The organism is Bartonella sp. OC16QHHD, from assembly GCF_042194035.1.
Lineage (GTDB): Bacteria > Pseudomonadota > Alphaproteobacteria > Rhizobiales > Rhizobiaceae > Bartonella.
On the sequence record NZ_JBHIMJ010000001.1, the window covers coordinates 56,895 to 73,544 of the forward strand.

Annotated in this window: 12 protein-coding genes and 2 pseudogenes; 6 read left to right on the forward strand and 8 right to left on the reverse strand. The window is 37.0% G+C overall.

Annotation, left to right across the window (positions count from 1 at the left end; all coding sequences use genetic code 11):
* Positions 1 to 65 precede the first annotated feature (65 nt).
* Complete coding sequence (locus tag ACFIK1_RS00265) at positions 66 to 716, forward strand: MBL fold metallo-hydrolase (protein ID WP_375661801.1); 651 nt, start codon at positions 66 to 68, stop codon at positions 714 to 716.
* A gap of 67 nt (positions 717 to 783) precedes the next feature.
* Here ACFIK1_RS00265 and ACFIK1_RS00270 read toward each other — a convergent pair whose 3' ends face one another.
* Together ACFIK1_RS00270 and ACFIK1_RS00275 are read right to left on the reverse strand one after the other, a co-directional pair.
* A complete protein-coding gene (locus ACFIK1_RS00270) occupies positions 784 to 1,407 on the reverse strand; it encodes a BA14K family protein (RefSeq protein ID WP_375634202.1) in 624 nt (207 codons plus the stop codon).
* A 472-nt stretch (positions 1,408 to 1,879) separates the two neighbouring features.
* Positions 1,880 to 2,278, reverse strand: a pseudogene (locus ACFIK1_RS00275) (sensor histidine kinase); the annotation flags it as partial.
* A 4-nt stretch (positions 2,279 to 2,282) separates the two neighbouring features.
* On the opposite strand from ACFIK1_RS00275, the pseudogene ACFIK1_RS00280 reads away from it, so the two are divergent.
* Positions 2,283 to 2,594: pseudogene (locus ACFIK1_RS00280) on the forward strand (MBL fold metallo-hydrolase); the annotation flags it as partial.
* A 69-nt stretch (positions 2,595 to 2,663) separates the two neighbouring features.
* Here the strand turns inward: ACFIK1_RS00280 and ACFIK1_RS00285 are convergent.
* The 3 genes from ACFIK1_RS00285 to ACFIK1_RS00295 all read right to left on the reverse strand — a co-directional run bounded on the left by ACFIK1_RS00285 (position 2,664) and on the right by ACFIK1_RS00295 (position 6,963).
* The gene (locus ACFIK1_RS00285; RefSeq protein ID WP_375640187.1) at positions 2,664 to 3,449 is read right to left on the reverse strand and encodes a BA14K family protein; all 786 of its coding nucleotides are present in this window, start codon (positions 3,447 to 3,449) and stop codon (positions 2,664 to 2,666) included.
* A gap of 629 nt (positions 3,450 to 4,078) precedes the next feature.
* Positions 4,079 to 6,388: an excinuclease ABC subunit UvrB gene (gene uvrB, locus ACFIK1_RS00290; RefSeq protein WP_375661802.1), complete on the reverse strand. Its 2,310-nt coding sequence runs from the start codon at positions 6,386 to 6,388 to the stop codon at positions 4,079 to 4,081.
* 260 nt (positions 6,389 to 6,648) lie between these two features.
* Positions 6,649 to 6,963, reverse strand: a complete 315-nt coding sequence (locus ACFIK1_RS00295) for an SH3 domain-containing protein (RefSeq protein ID WP_375612971.1) — start codon at positions 6,961 to 6,963, stop codon at positions 6,649 to 6,651.
* A gap of 338 nt (positions 6,964 to 7,301) precedes the next feature.
* Between ACFIK1_RS00295 and greA the strand changes: the two genes are divergently transcribed.
* Both greA and ACFIK1_RS00305 read left to right on the forward strand, forming a co-directional pair.
* A complete protein-coding gene (gene greA, locus ACFIK1_RS00300; protein ID WP_375661803.1) occupies positions 7,302 to 7,775 on the forward strand; it encodes a transcription elongation factor GreA in 474 nt (157 codons plus the stop codon).
* A 17-nt stretch (positions 7,776 to 7,792) separates the two neighbouring features.
* Positions 7,793 to 8,851 (forward strand): glycosyltransferase family 4 protein, encoded by a 1,059-nt coding sequence (locus ACFIK1_RS00305; RefSeq protein ID WP_375661804.1) that lies wholly within the window; start codon positions 7,793 to 7,795, stop codon positions 8,849 to 8,851.
* Between the two features lie 1,208 nt (positions 8,852 to 10,059).
* Here ACFIK1_RS00305 and ACFIK1_RS00310 read toward each other — a convergent pair.
* On the reverse strand, positions 10,060 to 11,454 hold the full coding sequence (locus ACFIK1_RS00310; protein ID WP_375634194.1) for a TrkH family potassium uptake protein: 1,395 nt from the start codon (positions 11,452 to 11,454) through the stop codon (positions 10,060 to 10,062).
* 310 nt (positions 11,455 to 11,764) lie between these two features.
* On the opposite strand from ACFIK1_RS00310, the gene trxB reads away from it, so the two are divergent.
* Positions 11,765 to 12,721, forward strand: coding sequence for a thioredoxin-disulfide reductase (gene trxB, locus ACFIK1_RS00315; protein ID WP_375636244.1), 957 nt, complete (start codon positions 11,765 to 11,767; stop codon positions 12,719 to 12,721).
* A 42-nt stretch (positions 12,722 to 12,763) separates the two neighbouring features.
* Complete coding sequence (locus ACFIK1_RS00320) at positions 12,764 to 13,669, forward strand: LysR family transcriptional regulator (RefSeq protein ID WP_273791217.1); 906 nt, start codon at positions 12,764 to 12,766, stop codon at positions 13,667 to 13,669.
* A 1,060-nt stretch (positions 13,670 to 14,729) separates the two neighbouring features.
* On the opposite strand, the gene ACFIK1_RS00325 is transcribed toward ACFIK1_RS00320, so the two are convergent.
* Entirely contained in the window at positions 14,730 to 15,932 is a 1,203-nt protein-coding gene (locus ACFIK1_RS00325; RefSeq protein WP_375661805.1) for a pyridoxal phosphate-dependent aminotransferase, read from the reverse strand.
* A 321-nt stretch (positions 15,933 to 16,253) separates the two neighbouring features.
* Entirely contained in the window at positions 16,254 to 16,463 is a 210-nt protein-coding gene (locus ACFIK1_RS00330; RefSeq protein ID WP_012754908.1) for a cold-shock protein, read from the reverse strand.
* Positions 16,464 to 16,650 lie beyond the last annotated feature (187 nt).

Genomic DNA, 16,650 nt, shown 5'->3' on the forward strand with positions numbered 1-16,650 from the left:
CTTTACCTTAAAAGAGAGAAAGTTTTATTTATAAATTTAAAAAAGTTATTTTTGAAAAGGATATTATGGGTAGTCTTAATATACATATTATTCCAGTTACAACATTCCAACAAAATTGTACTTTGCTTTTTGATAGTGAATGTAAAACGGGGGTTCTCGTTGATCCTGGTGGTGATTGGCCGCGGATTCAAGACGTAATCGAAAAGAATGGTGTTATCGTTGAGGCTATTTGGATAACACATGGTCATTTTGATCATGTAGGAGCAGCAATGCAAGTGAAAGAAGCGCTTAATGTAAAAATTATTGGTTCACATCGCGATGATAAGCCTGTGATGGATGCCGTGAGCGAAAGCGCAAAAAATTATGGTATCACTGATGCTTGCATCTGTATTCCTGACCAATGGTTAGAAGATGGTGAGTGCGTTCATTTTGCTGGACATGTGTTTAAGGTTTTTCACACCCCAGGACATTCCCCTGGTCATGTTATTTATTTCAATGAAAAAGAGCGCTTAGCCCTCTTGGGTGATGTTCTCTTTCGTGGTTCTATTGGACGTACGGACTTCCCCTTCTGTTCCCATGAAAAATTGATGCAATCCCTTCGAGAAAAAGTTTTACCTTTAGGCGATGATGTTTGTTTTATCTGTGGGCATGGTCCCAAAAGTAGCATAGGCTATGAGCGACAAAATAATCCTTTTCTTCAAGATTTTAAAATATGAGCAAATAAAAAACGCTTTGAAGCGTTTTTTTGCCATTTAAAACTTTTTTAGTAGGACGGAACAGAAGTTAATTTATTGGGGCATAACAAATGTGTTCCAAACCATTACGGTCTCGAAAGGTCCCTGTTTTAGGGTTAAAGGAACGGTATTTTTTCTTGCAATATTGAAGCCAATCAGATTCTAATGATTGTTGTACTGGCTCATATTCCACCGTTTGCGGAGCTTCATAAATTATCTGTTCTTGTGGAACCTGTTGATATACAATTTGATGCTGTGGTGCGGTTTGATAAACAACTTGTGGCTGTTCTGATTTTTTAAAAATTTTGCCAAGAAGTGCACCTGCTGCAAGAGCAAGAATGCCCATTGCTAAAGCTTCTCCTGAGTTATTTATATTAATACTACTGTGTTTTGTCTTTTTGCGCTCGACATAATGATATGTCTTGTGTTCAACATGATGGTGTTGTTGTGCTCCCCATTTATGGCTAACATAATGACGCTTGTGGGGATTATCAAAAGAGTGATGTTCACTATGAGAAAAATGGGAGCTAAAATTGTGAGACGGTAAACCAGCCTCCCTTCTCATGTCATAGTTATGATACCATGCCATATCCGCAAGCGTTGGATCTAATGGCATCAAAACGGTTACAGTAGACATTGCTGATAATACCGCTAATCTGATCACTTTTTTCATAATGATGCTCCTTGTGTAAATTCGTATTTTTCACATCCTACACGTGTCAAACTGAATAGAGCCTGAACAATTTTGGACTTTATTGTGACAAAAAAATAAAAATTCATTTAGTTAAAACTATTATCAATACAGTAAAATAAAATCATGACAGAATTTTGATTTCAATTAATGTACTCTTCTTAAGGTTAATTAAGCAGCTTGTATTTAGAGCACCAGATTTTTTACTATTGGTTATAAATTATTTATTGATGAGTACTTTTTTATTGCTTGATACAATATGAATTGAACAATAGGTGTATGAACAAAAGTTATCGTTTTTTATTATAGGCTTATGGTGCTAAGATAGAACCTTATTTGTGTGATTGAATACAGTCCTGTTTGACTACTCTCTTGTGAGGCTAAATATTGAGTTCGATATCATATTATAACTGTATAAATATAATATATTGCGGGAACTTTTTTTGATATATGGGAAACATTTTTGTTGGGATATGGCTGTTAGTTTGACAGTATTGGCATGACAAAATGTATTTGATACAAGATTGCTGATGAGACGCGTGAAGGCACGTGGGCGTGCTTGTATTTGTGTAGGACCTTCAATAGTGTAGGAAAATTGACGTTTGTGAAGATGCGCATCGGTAGAGAGTTTTTGCATAAGAGCATTTAAATCAAAAGTTTTAACATACTCACTTTCTTCACTACGGGCAAAAGCAAGGTAATCTTCTAACATATTTTGCATGTCGCTCACATCTTGTTCAAGCGGCTTGATATCAAAGTCAGTATTTGCTAACGCTTGCTGAAGTTTAAAACGGGTGAGAATGGTTCTTAAATCATGGCTTATACCCGAAAGCATCATGGGGCGTTGTTCGATATAGTTAGAAGATGGTGAGTGTGTGTATTTTGCTGGACATGAGTTTAGGGTTTTACATACACTGGGGCATTCCCCTGGTCATGTTATTTATTTCAATGAAAAAGAGCGCTTAGCCCTCTTGGGTGATGTTCTCTTTCGTGGTTCTATTGGACGTACGGACTTCCCCTTCTGTTCTTATGAAAAATAGATGCAATCCCTTCGAGAAAAAGTTTTACCTTTAGGCGATGATGTTTGCTTTATCTGTGGGCATGATCCCAAAAGTAGTATAGGCTATGGGCGCCAAAATAATCCTTTTCTTCAAGATTTTAATATATGAGCAAACAAAAAAAACGCTTTGAAGCGTTTTTTTTGCCATTTAAGACTTTTTAGTAGGACGGAACAGAAGTTAATTTATTGGGGCATAACAAATGTGTTCCAAACCATTACGGTCTCGAAAGGTCCCTGTTTTAGGGTTAAAGGAACGGTATTTTTTCTTGCAATAGTTAAGCCAATCAGATTCTAATGATTGCTGGAGTGGCTCATATGCCACCGTTTGCTGCACTTGATAAACTCTTTGATTTTGCGGAACTTTTTGATAAATTACCTGATTTTGTGGTACTATTTGATAAACCACTTGTGGCTGTTCTGGTTTTTTTAAAATTGTACCAAGAATCGTACCTGTTGCAAGACCAAGAATACCCACCGCTAAAGCATCTCCTGAGTTGTCTATATGAATATTACTGTGTTTTGTCTTTTTGCGCTCGACGTAATGATATGTTTTGTTTTCAACATGATGATAATGGTGGTGGTGATGATGATGATGTTGTTGTTGTTCCGTCTTACTATGTTTGGCTACAGACCTTTCATGTTTGGCTTTAAATCTTCTCTTGTCGTCATCAGAACTCTTGTGGAAATCATCAACAAACTTTTGGAAATCATCAGATAAAAAGCTACGTTTTTTATCAGAACAATGGGAGCGAGAAAAACCGCAAGGCAGAATATCAGCTTTCTTCCTCATTTCCCTTATCGCATCATCTGTTTCTTTACGCATCTTCCTCATCATATCATCTATTTCTCTCGAGATAGAGTCACTACGATTCCATGCCATATCCGCAAGCGTTGCATTTAGCGGCATCAAAACGGTCACAGTTGACATTGCTGATAATACCGCTAACCTGATCACTTTTTTCATAATGATGCTCCTTGTGTAAATTCGTATTTTTCACATCCTACACGTTTCAAACTGAATAGAGCCTGAACAATTTTGGACTTTATTGTGACAAAAAAAAATAAAAATTTATTTAGTTAAATCTGTCGCGGAGACAGTAAAATGAAATCATAACAGAATTTTGATTTCAATTAATGTACTCTGCTTGAGGTTAAATAATAAGTTTGTATTGATAGTACCCGATTTTTACTATGGGATATAAACTCTTTATTTATGGGTAATTTTTTATTGTTTGGTACAATATGAATTGAACAATAGATGTATGAATAAAAGTTATCATTTTTTATCATAGGCTTATGGTGCTATGATAAAGTCTTGTTTTACTTTATTTGTATTATAGAACAGTGTCTTATTTGAATATTTTCTTGTAAGGACAAATAATATTGAGTTAGATATCAGAGTATAACTGTATAAGATAATATATTTTAGGATTTTTTTGTAAAATGTTCTTTCTCATGTTGTCTTAGACAAATTGGAGCACCCTTGATGTTGGAGGTTGTCTATTTTTCGGATAACGCTGTTTGCTTTTGAGCTTTCGTCTTTTTTTAGAAGAGCTGAAGATTATTTTATGCGGTTTGAAATTTTTTGCTCCTTCATTGATTGCGTTTTTTTCGTTTTATTGTTGCTTGATTAGGGGTGTTTTTACGAGATTTTCCTTTTTGATTTTCCAAAATACCAGTGTCCATGGTTGGTCCCATGTGTGCAAGGTCTGGTTTGGAGAAAAGACTTGGTTGTAATACGCGCTCATGGGTGGATTGTTCGCTATGATGTGTTAAGGGATTTTCCGCGAGTTCTAGTTCTATCTTTTGTAATTGTTTGATTTCATCGCGAAGGCGTGCTGCTTCTTCAAAATTAAGATCAGCAGCTGCTTCATGCATTAATTTTTCGAGGTGTTTAATATGAGATGCTAAATTGTTGCCAACCATATTTTTTTTCTCGATGACATCAGGGATATTTGTATGAATATGGTTGTTTTCATAGCCTGAATTAAGAATATCTCCGATATTTTTTTTGATACTTTTCGGTGTGATATGGTGTTCTTCATTATAGGCTATTTGTTTTTGTCGACGTCTTTGTGTTTCCAGTAAGGCTCGTTCTATGGAACCAGTGATCGTATCTGCATAGAGGACAACACGGCCATCTACGTTACGTGCAGCACGTCCGATTGTTTGTATGAGGGAAGTTTCAGAGCGCAAAAAGCCCTCTTTATCGGCATCTAGAATGGCAACAAAACCACATTCTGGAATATCTAAGCCTTCTCGGAGCAAGTTAATACCGATGAGGACATCAAAGGTGCCAAGCCGAAGATCGTGTAGAATTTCAATGCGCTCTAATGTATCAATGTCAGAATGCATATAGCGTACACGAATGTCTTGTTCGTGGAGATATTCAGTTAAGTCTTCGGCCATACGCTTTGTGAGAACTGTCACCAATGTACGGTAGCCTTTTTGAATTGTTTTACGAATTTCATTCACAACATCATCGACTTGATTTTTGGCTGGACGAACCTCTGTTGGTGGGTCAACAAGCCCTGTGGGGCGAATAACTTGTTCTGCAAAAGTGCCGTGAGATTGTTCTATTTCCCACCGTCCAGGTGTTGCGGAGACAGCAATCGTTTGTGGGCGCATAGCATCCCATTCTTCAAAGCGCAAAGGACGGTTATCCATACAAGAAGGGAGGCGAAAACCATATTCTGCTAAGGTTGCTTTTCTACGAAAGTCACCTCGGTACATGCCACCAATTTGGGGAATGGTTACGTGGCTTTCATCGATAAAAACAAGAGCATTATTTGGAATGTATTCGAACAAGGTTGGTGGTGGTTCTCCGGGTTTTCGTCCCGTTAAATAGCGTGAATAATTCTCGATTCCAGAGCATGAGCCGGTAGTTTCCAACATTTCTAAATCAAAAATTGTACGTTGTTCTAAACGTTGTGCTTCTAAAAGACGTCCAGCCGCATTTAATTCATCGAGGCGTTGAACGAGTTCCATTTTGATCGATTTCATCGCTTGGTTAAGTGTTGGGCGTGGTGTTACGTAGTGTGAGTTGGCATAAATTTTAATCGATTGAAGATCACCTGTTTTTTGACCCGTTAGAGGATCAAATTCCGTAATTGTTTCCACTTCATCGCCAAAGAGCGAAATACGCCAAGCACGATCTTCGAGGTGGGCAGGGAAAATTTCGATTGTATCCCCTCGAACACGAAAGGAACCACGAATGAAATTGATATCTTGTCGATAATACTGTTGAGAGACTAAATCAGCCAAGAGTTTTCGTTGATTGAGTTTGTCCCCTTTTGCTATTTGGAAGGTCATAGCAGTATAAGTTTCTACTGAACCAATCCCGTAGATACAGGATACAGATGCGACAATAATGACGTCATCACGCTCTAAGACAGCACGTGTTGCAGCATGGCGCATACGGTCGATTTGTTCATTAATTGAGGATTCTTTTTCAATATAGGTATCAGAGCGTGCAACGTAGGCTTCTGGCTGATAATAGTCATAATAGGAAACAAAATATTCGACGGCATTATGGGGAAAAAAACTTTTAAACTCCCCATAAAGCTGCGCTGCTAGAGTTTTATTGGGAGCTAATATTAAAGCTGGACGCTGTGTTTTTTCAATGATATTGGCCATTGTATAGGTTTTTCCTGAGCCGGTAACACCCAAAAGCACTTGTGTACGTTCATTTTTTTGAATTCCCTCAACCAGAGTTTTAATGGCTTGAGGTTGATCCCCCGCTGGTTTAAAAGATGTTTCGAGTTGAAATGGAATACCACCTTCAGATTTTTCGGGACGAATAGGGCGGTGAGGTGTCCATAATGCACCATTCTTAAAAAGAGGATTACCTGAAGCAATAAGAGCAGAAAGAGCTTCTACTGTTGCAGTAACACCATTTTTCATTGTTGTATCCTTTGATAGAAAAGTGCTGGTGATTTTAAAGAAAATACTAATTTTTACAATTTCATTACGACAACAGCAAAACGTTATTGAACAGATTTGTTTTGGTTTATTGAAGCCTTCATTAGGATATTAATCAAGTTTTTTCTATGAGACAAATTCTTCGAAGTATTTCTTTGGAGGGAGCATATTTGTGGTTGTTCGTGAACACTATTGCATTTTTACCATGATGATATTCAAGAGGGCATAAGTTATTATGGCTGTTATGGAGAATAATCGGTACGTTTGGGCATTAAAGACATTGTATATGTGTGATAAAGATCATTTCCATCTTTAAATGAAAGATAACGAGATGACACCCAACCTATTTGAGTGTTATATCGGATATGGCACCAATTTCCTTCACAGTTTTTAACAAAAACTAATTCTCCAGCAGAGATTAAGCCGCAAAGTGCATACTGAGTGCTGGGACCTGTTCTAAAATTAAGATTTCTCGTAACAAAAGCATCTGCTGCCTCTGATATTGTTGTGGCTAAAAAGAAAGAGCCAAACATAAAAAAAATGACGATTTTTTTCATTTTTCTGTAAAGAATTTCTTTAGAGATTTTCTATCCTTCTCTCTTCATATTCCATATAATTTCTTTTACTAGATTATGATAAAACAGAAAAAAATACAATTCTTTCTTCTTTAGGATACTTTAAAGAGAAGAGTGAAGTTTAACGTTTTAAACACCAAAATGAGATGTTTTAATCACTATTTGTGCATGTTTTGTTTCCTTTATTTATTTTTGTATGGAAAACAGCGATACTGTACTATATAATAAAAAAGATCGTAGTTTTCGGATTCCAAAAGTAATTTTGGAAGCCGTTTTTTGTATTTTTATTAAACCTTCCGTGTAATAGAAAGGGACGGATTATGGAAAAAGTTCCGATGACTACAGCTGGTTTTGAGAGTCTTAAAGAAGAGTTGCGTTGGCGTCAACAACAGGAGCGTCCGCGAATTATTGAAGCAATTTCTGAGGCGCGTGCGCATGGTGATTTATCTGAAAATGCTGAGTATCATGCAGCTAAAGAAGCGCAAAGTCATAATGAGGGGCGTATAAATGAGCTTGAAGATTATATCGCACGAGCAGAAGTTATAGATGTCTCGCGTCTTTCAGGTAACAAAATAAAATTTGGCGCAACCATTAAACTCTTGGATGAGGACACTGAAGAAAAAAAAGTGTATCAGATCGTAGGAGATCAAGAAGCTGATGTAAAGGTTGGTAAAATCTCTATTTCTTCGCCTATCGCACGTGCACTTATTGGCAAGCAAGAAGGTGATGTGATTGAGGTGAATGCACCAGGTGGTGCGCATAATTACGAGATCATTAAGGTTCAGTACATCTAAATAACATATGGATTATTATGCGTGTATCTTTGGACGAAACTGAGATTATTGCGCCTCACTTGAAAAGGCGTTTATCGGGAGTAACATCTACGATTATTCAGCTTATTCCACTGCAACGCGAACAGGGTGTGCGTATATCCACTTTGGGGTTTGGTTTACCACGAACTTTACCGACACTTGCCTTTAAGGACCTTTTCGGACTTTGGAAAAGTCCGAAAGGGAAGCCATTTCGTATTTGGCATGCACGACGCAATATTGAGATGCTTTGCGGGGTGTTTTTACGCGATGTTTTGCGAATGAAGCTTAAACTCATCTTTACTTCGGCATCTCGACGCGAACACAAGCCTTTTACCAAATGGTTGCTTCGTCGTATGGATAAAGTTATCGCTACTAGTGTATGTACGGGAACCTATCTAGAAGTGCCTCATAAGGTTATTATGCATGGAGTGGATATTAGGCGTTTTTCACCACCCAAAATTCCTGATGATTACTTTCCAGCAACTGGGGTGCCAGGAAAATATGCGGTAGGATGTTTTGGGCGCGTGCGCTATTTAAAGGGTACTGATTTGTTTGTGGACGCGATGATAGCATTATTGCCTGACTATCCCGAATGGACAGCACTTATCGCTGGTCGGACTACAGAACAGCATTATGGTTTTGAAAAGAAATTACGACAGAAGATTGCTGAAGCTGGTTTAAACGACCGCATTATTTTTCTTGGTGAAAGGCTTGATATACCTGTGTGGTATCGCCGTTTATCACTTTATGTAACTCCTTCTCGTTTGGAAGGTTTTGGTCTGACGCCATTGGAGGCAATGGCATCACAGACGGCTGTAGTGGCGAGTGATGTAGGAATTTTTAAAGAATTGGTGGTCGAGGGAACAGGAACGGTTGTTCAAGCAGGAGATGGAGCGGCTTTAACAGCAGCAATTGAACCTTATTTTGCTGATGTAGAAAAAACATTGGCAGCCGGAAAGAAAGCTTTAACCCATGTTCGTACTCACTTTCCTTTGGAAAAAGAGGCAAGCAAGATTGAAAGTGTTTACAAAGAACTGTTTGCAGAAAAAACACTTTGATTATTATATCAAAAATCTTTTTGAGGAATGATAAAAGTATTTTCCTTAAAGGTTTTTCATAGTCATCAAGAAAACAGCTCAATGATATAAATGTTATTTTACAAAATTTATATTGTCTTTAGTAGCACGCTATAAAAAGTTCTCAAAATTTTGGATAAAATATTAAAAATGTATACGCTTGAGAGCGATATGTAGCTTATGATAAAGCATAATAAGAGAGAGGAAAGCTACTTTTATTCATTGATATTTTAGAATAAGAAAATAATGCTTTAACTCAAGTCTGGGGATTTATGCACTATCTTATACGGTGTTGTACTGATATTGTTCGTTTTGTAAGACTTAAATAGATAGCAAAAAAACGTTTTCTTGTCTTAAAAAGATAATGATGGTATCTCCATGAATAAAATAGTCGTACATATTTTCAATAAATTCATAATAAGATGGATTTAAGATCAATATATATATGATTTTTATAGATAATTTACCTTTTCAATTTGAATAAGAGCTTTGAGTATCGTAAGATTTTCTCATGTAAAATCTGTTGATATTAAATTAATGAGAGCTATCTTCTTGCACATCACAATTGGAAGAAGGCATGTGGTGGATAAAAACTATTGAAGACAGGGTGTAAAGAGATTTCTTATAAATTGTCTGAAATGTAGGCTGTTACGATATTAGCAGAAAGAAAATAATATGGTGGTACTAATTTATATCTTATTTTGTAGTAGCGACTTGCACCTTATTATTATTTAAGTAAAAATGATGGTGCCCATTTTATATCTTTCATAAGGGCTGTCGTGAAATGGGGGTGATGAGTATTGTGAGATGTTTTTTACAAGCTTGTGAGTTCGTAATATAATAGCATTTTATTTTCTATAAGGGTGTAACTCTATTAAAAAGAAAAACACTTTTATCAGCAAATGTTCATATTTTTGCATGAGAGATTATTCGTAAAAAAGAATGTTCTATGCGTCCACTTTATTTGATAAAGAAGATCAATAAAGTGAAGTTTTATATGTTATGGCTTTGAGAATATCGGTATTTGATTGTTTTTGTTGAATTATTTTTATATCATTGATATGATGTTTTGTATGAAATTTTAGGAAATCTTCAGTAGATTGGGTGAGGAGTGAATATTATGACGCATACTGTTCTCGCCTTTTTATCTTGTCAATTTTTTATCATGGTAGCATAAAATACTCTATACATTAGAATTGTTCACGCCAGAAAGCGGGAATAAAAAGGACGAATATTGTTATGATTTCAAGGCGTCCAGCTAACATTAGAAAACTTAAAATCCATAAAGCATGATCGTTGATTGTAGAGAAATTACCAGTAGGGCCAATAATATCTCCAAAGCCTGGACCAACATTTGAAAGTGCGGTTAAGACCCCCGTAAAGGCAGAGGTAAAGTCAAGACCGGTTGTAAGCAAAAGTGCAGTGCCGATAACAAGGCAAAACATATAAAGACAGACAAAAAACAAAACGGCTTGAGCAACATCATTTGATATATTTGAGTGATCGTAGCGCGCTTTTACAACGACATTAGGAGAAAGAAGTTTTTCTATATTTGTTTGTGTAATACGCCAAAGAATAATGAGGCGATTGATTTTCATGCCACCAGAAGTAGAACCAGCACATCCGCCTGTAAAAGAAACAATAAAGAAAATTCCAAGCGCAAACGCTCCCCAAAGTTGATAATCTTCAGCGCTGTAACCGGTGGTGCTAATAATGGATGAAAGGTGAAAAATGACATCAAGAAAAATCAAGTAGAACGCGCGATGATCATAAAACCGTAGCCATGCCGCTAAAGCAAAGCTGAAAAGGAGAACGATATGGAGAAAAACAATCACTTGTGGGTCAAGGAAGCGTTTGGAGTGTCCAGGAAGGACTAATTTAACATAAAGTACGAAGGGTAAAGCAGAAAGCAACATGAAGATTGTTGAAATAATTAAGATGGCTGGTGTATCAGAAAAATAGCCAAAAGAAGCATCATGCGTTGAAAAACCAGCTGTTGCTACTGTACTCATTGCATGGTTAATGGCATCAAATAAATTCATGCCTGCAGCAAAATAAGAAAGCATACAAGCCAATGTTAACCCAACATAAGCGATGATAATTCCGTTAGCAATTTGGTTGATGCGAGGCAATATTTTTTCAGATTTATCAGATGATTCCATATGAAAAAGCCGCACGCCACCCACACGCAGTGAAGGCAAAATTAAGAGGGCTAAACCGATAAAACCAATGCCCCCAATCCAGCATATAAGAGAACGCCATAATAAAATACTTCGCGATAAATTATCAAGATCAGAAAGGACTGTGGAGCCTGTTGTTGTAATTCCAGAAACAGATTCAAAAATGGCTCCTGCTAGAGAAATGGGAAGAGGAGAAAGATAAAGAGGTAAGGCACCTACGATGCTTCCTGTAAGCCAAAGACAAACAGTGAGCATAAAGCCAAGCCGTGCTGAAAAACGACAAGTAGCTCCCTTAGTTGCTAGAAGAATCAGCGTTGCTAACATGGTGGTTATGGCACAAGAATAGAGAAAGCTTATCCAATTACGATTGTTGTCGTGCAAATCCACAAAAATTGGCAAAAGCATTGCTCCTCCCATGATTAAGGCAAAACGTGCACAGACATTGATAATAAATTGAAAAATGATCGTTCCCTATCTTTGTATCTCTTTTTATTATGGTTTTGTGCTCATAAGAAGTTACATTTTTCTCTTTATAGGATAAGGATTAATTCTTAACATTAGCGTGCCTTGATGAATTAGTAATCAGACCTTTTCATAAAACTTGAAAAGAAGTATACATAACATAATTAGGGCTCTTGAAAAATATTTTTTTAAAAGGCTGAATTCCGTTATCATTTATAGAATAATTAAGTTATAATAAAGTGAAGGGGATTTAATGGTACAATCGCATATTCGTCTGCTGATTATTGGCTCAGGTCCGGCTGGTTATACAGCGGCGATCTATGCAGCAAGAGCAATGCTTAAGCCTGTTTTGGTGACGGGCTTGCAGCAGGGGGGGCAATTGACAATTACAACTGATGTTGAGAATTATCCAGGTTTTGCAGATCCCATTCAAGGACCATGGTTGATGGAACAAATGGCGAAACAAGCTGAGAATATGGGGACAAAAATTGTCTATGATACAATTATAAAGGCTGATTTGTTGAAGTATCCTTTTGTCTTATATGGGGATTCAGGAACACAATATTCTTGTGATGCACTGATTATTGCAACAGGAGCTCAAGCGCGCTGGCTTGGTTTAGAAAGTGAACAGACCTTTATGGGCGGAGGTGTTTCTGCTTGTGCTACATGTGATGGCTTTTTTTATCGTGATAAGGACGTTATTGTCGTGGGAGGAGGAAATACGGCTGTTGAAGAAGCACTTTATTTATCGCATTTGGCTAAAAGTGTAAGCGTGGTTCACAGGCGGGGGCAGTTTCGGGCAGAAAAAATTTTGCAAGATAGGTTGCTGGCTTGTAATAATGTACGTGTTCTTTGGGATCATGTGGTTGAAGAAATTGTGGGGCTGCCAGCTCAAGATTCAATGGGCGCTGTTGTAACAGGGGCACGTCTGAAAAATGTTAAGACAGGTCACGAGATGAAAGTGAATGCAGAGGGCATATTTATTGCCATTGGGCATGATCCTGCTGTTTCTCTGTTTGAAGGACAGCTGAAACAAAAACGAGGCGGCTATTTATGGACAGCACCGGACTCAACAGCAACAAGCATTGCTGGTGTTTTTGCTGCTGGGGATGTGACAGATGAAACATTCCGCCAAGCTGTAACAGCTGCGGGAAGAGGATGTATGGCAGCGTTGGAAGCAGAACGGTTTTTGGATATACCCAAGCGTTAGTCACTCATTGAGAACATAGAGAATATAGAGGTAGAATTAATTGTGGCGCCACCGTTGGATTGGGATAAGTTAAGGGTTTTTCACGCTGCAGCAGAAGCGGGATCTTTTACGCATGCTGCTCAAAAACTTCATTTATCTCAATCAGCCGTTTCACGACAGGTTTCGGCTTTAGAACAAGAGGTTGGGGTATCCTTATTTCAACGTCATGCGCGTGGTTTGATTCTTACAGAACAGGGAGAAACTCTTTATCGTACAGCTCATGATGTTTTGATGAAGCTTGAAAGTGTGCGTTTGCAATTAAGTGAAAGCTATGCAAAACCAACGGGGCACTTGCGTGTGACCTCGACCTTTGGAATGGGGGCAGGGTGGATTGCAGAGCGTATGCCAGAATTTCTTAGTCTTTATCCTGATATGCAGGTTCAGCTTTTGCTTTCCGATGAAGAGCTTGATTTGACAATGTGTCATGCGGATTGTGCTGTTCGCTTGCATCAACCCAAACAACCTGATCTTATACAAAGAAAACTCTTTACAATTCATATGCATGTTTATGCTTCGGAAAAGTATATTGCAAATTATGGAAAGCCGGAAAAATTGTCTGATCTCGATGAGCATCGTATTATTTCGTTCGGTGAACCTGTTCCACCTTATTTATCTGGTTTAAATTGGTTGGAAAAGGCTGGTAGAAGTGATGGATCATTGCGCGTTTCAGTTCTACAAATCAACAATATCATCTCAATAAAGAATGCGCTTATGCGTGATCTTGGGATTGCTGTGCTTCCTGATTATATCGTCAATAATGATGAGCATTTAGTGCGTCTTTTTCCTGATATGGTTGATATTCCTTCTTTTGATACTTTTTTTTGTTATCCTTATAATTTAAAGAATTTGGCAAGGTTAAATGCTTTTCGAGATTATATTTTTTTAAAAGCTCGCCAGTGGTCTTTTTAATATTAATATCTTAATTTATAAGGAATAATTAGCTGTGTGGGTAAATATTTTTGAAAAGAGGGATAAATGTTTTTTCTGAATACTAGCAACCATGAGGGTTATTATATATTGAAAAATGGACAATCGTGTGATGGTGTAGTTAACATTTTTACTATTTAATTAAAGAGAGTGGTACATGATGGAGACAAATTTAAAGCTATGTGTTTATTGCATAGCAGATACGCTTAAGTCTTTGTTGTGCTTTTCCTTATAAAATGACATAGAATACTATCTCTTGATTATGTTGCCTCCCAGTTTCGTTTTCTTGAGTGTTCCCTTACGAAGATCTATCAGATTGATTTTATCTCTGAGGATTTTCCAAATTTGCCGGACATATGTCCGGCTTTTTTTTAATTTTTGAAAGAGTCCCTAGAAATTGCAATATATGGGAAGATGATAAAGAAAAAATTTCGAAACTGGTGGATATCCAACAATTTTTTAAGAATACTAAAATTCAATGAGGAGTTTGAGAGGGGGTATTCTATTGTACTGTAAAAGTCTGTCTTTTAGGGGCGTGATATAAAATATTTAAAACCTTATACATGAAGTGCTTTTTATTAGAATGTGAGGTGAATATTTAAGGCAGGTCTTGTTCATAAAGCCTATGAAGTAAATCAAGTAGTTATTAAATAGAACTTAAAGGAAACTGGATTGTTTACACAACGATGGGAGGTGGCTTCTTCTTCGTTTTAGGACGAAGAAGAAGCTGAGAAATAGAAGAGATTTTATTGTAAGGGCCTTTGATTATAAGGGCAATTGTGTTTAAAAGTGCTCGGTCTTTTTTAGAGTTATAAATTGAATGGAGAAAGTAGAATAGGCTTGTCATCTCTTATGATAATAGACCGATTCATTTATTTGATAGCTAAATTTTTTTGATCTTTATCTACAGCATCTATTTTTGTGTTTATTCATAGATATTTTTGCTGAATCGATAGATTTAGACCATGACACAGTTTCAGATATTTTCTCGGATATACTAACATTCGGCAAAAAACAATCACAAGAGATGATATTAAAAATTTTAAATTAAACTGTTGCAAAAACGCTGTATACGTATACAAGCTTTTTCAAGTAATTCTTCTGATGTTGCATAAGAAATACGAAAAGCTGATCCAAGTCCAAAAGCAGATCCTTGGACGACAGCAACAGCTTCTGTTTCTAGAAGCGCTATGGCAAAGTCTTCATCATTCGTAATACGTTGACCATTGGGTGTTTTCTTTCCAATAAGTCCGGTGCAAGAAGGATAAACATAAAAAGCACCCTCAGGCGTTGGACAGTGAATGCCAGGAGCTTGATTTAGCATGGAGACAACGAGATCACGGCGTGCTTGAAAAATATTTTTATTTTTAGCAATAAAGTCTTGTGGCCCGTTGAGTGCTTCAACCGCAGCCCATTGTGAAATGACACTTGTTCCAGATGTTTGCTGTCCTTGAATGGTATCCATGGCTTTAATTAATTCTTGTGGTCCGCCTGCATAACCGATTCTCCATCCCGTCATCGCATAGGCTTTAGAAACACCATTCATTGTGAGTGTACGCTCATAAAGCGCTGGTTCTACTTGAGCTGGAGTCACAAAGGTAAAACCCTCATATGTGAGATGTTCATATATATCATCGGAAAGGATATAAACATGAGGATATTTTACTAAAACATCTGTGAGTTTTTTCAATTCATTATGTGTATAAGCGGCACCTGATGGATTTGAAGGAGAGTTAAAGATGAACCATTTGGTTTTGGGGGTAATGGCAGCTTCTAGCTCTTGTGGTTGGAGTTTATAAGAAAATTCGGCTTTTGTTTCTAAAAAGACAGGCGTACCATCGTTGAGTGCGACCATTTCTGGATAACTAACCCAATAAGGGGATGGAATGATGACCTCATCTCCTTTATTCAAAGTTGCCATGAATGCATTAAAGAGAATTTGTTTTCCACCAGTACCAACAATAATTTGTTCTGGTTGATAAAGAAGGTTATTTTCTCTTTTAAACTTTGCAGAAATTGCTTGGCGCAATTCTGGAATTCCAGATATGGGAGGGTATTTTGTTTCTCCCCTTCGAATAGCTTCAATAGCCGCGTTTTTGATGTTGTCTGGGGTATCAAAGTCTGGCTCTCCAGCACTTAAAGCAATAACATTGCACCCTAATGCTTTTAAATGACGGGCCTTTTGAGAAGCAGCAATTGTTGCAGAAGGTTTGATACGAGACAGTTTGTCGGCAATAAAAGCCATAATTTTAAATCCTTATATTATATCAACAAATGGTTATTGCTTTAAGGATATTCTATAAGAGATTATATTGTATGCAATAAAAAACTTCCAAAATACTCTTACACGGGCTTTATATTCTTCTTTTTTGAGATATTTTACAAGATAATCTCTTCGTAGATTTTATGAAAGTTTTTGAGGAAGTATAAAAGAGGTTTGATGAATTGTGCAAAGGAGATAAACAGTCTTTTATTTTAACAAGGTAAAATAATGCTTTATACAAAATAAAAAATCTTCGTCGTTACAGACGAAGATTTCTAAATAAAATATTGCAGAATTTAAACTTTAAAGTGCTGCAAGGTTACCAGCGGCAAATTTTCCTGAACGACGATCTTGAAGAACATCATAAGAGATTTTTTGCCCTTCATTAAGACTGTTTAGACCTGAACGCTCGACGGCAGAAATGTGTACAAATACATCTGCACTACCATCACTAGGCTGAATGAATCCGAAACCTTTTGTTGTATTAAACCACTTAACTGTTCCTGTAGACATAGGAAACTCCTTAGAATATATAATTATATTGAGCATTGAAGCTTTTATTCCTTCAATACGGTTGTAGATCGAAATTAGGTGGGAGAAGTTTCGTCGAAAGTGCAGATTGCACAGGAAAGAAAGTCACGTAACCGAAAATTCGATGAAACCTCTATAAAAGTTTTTAGAACAAAAAGCAAGTCTTAAT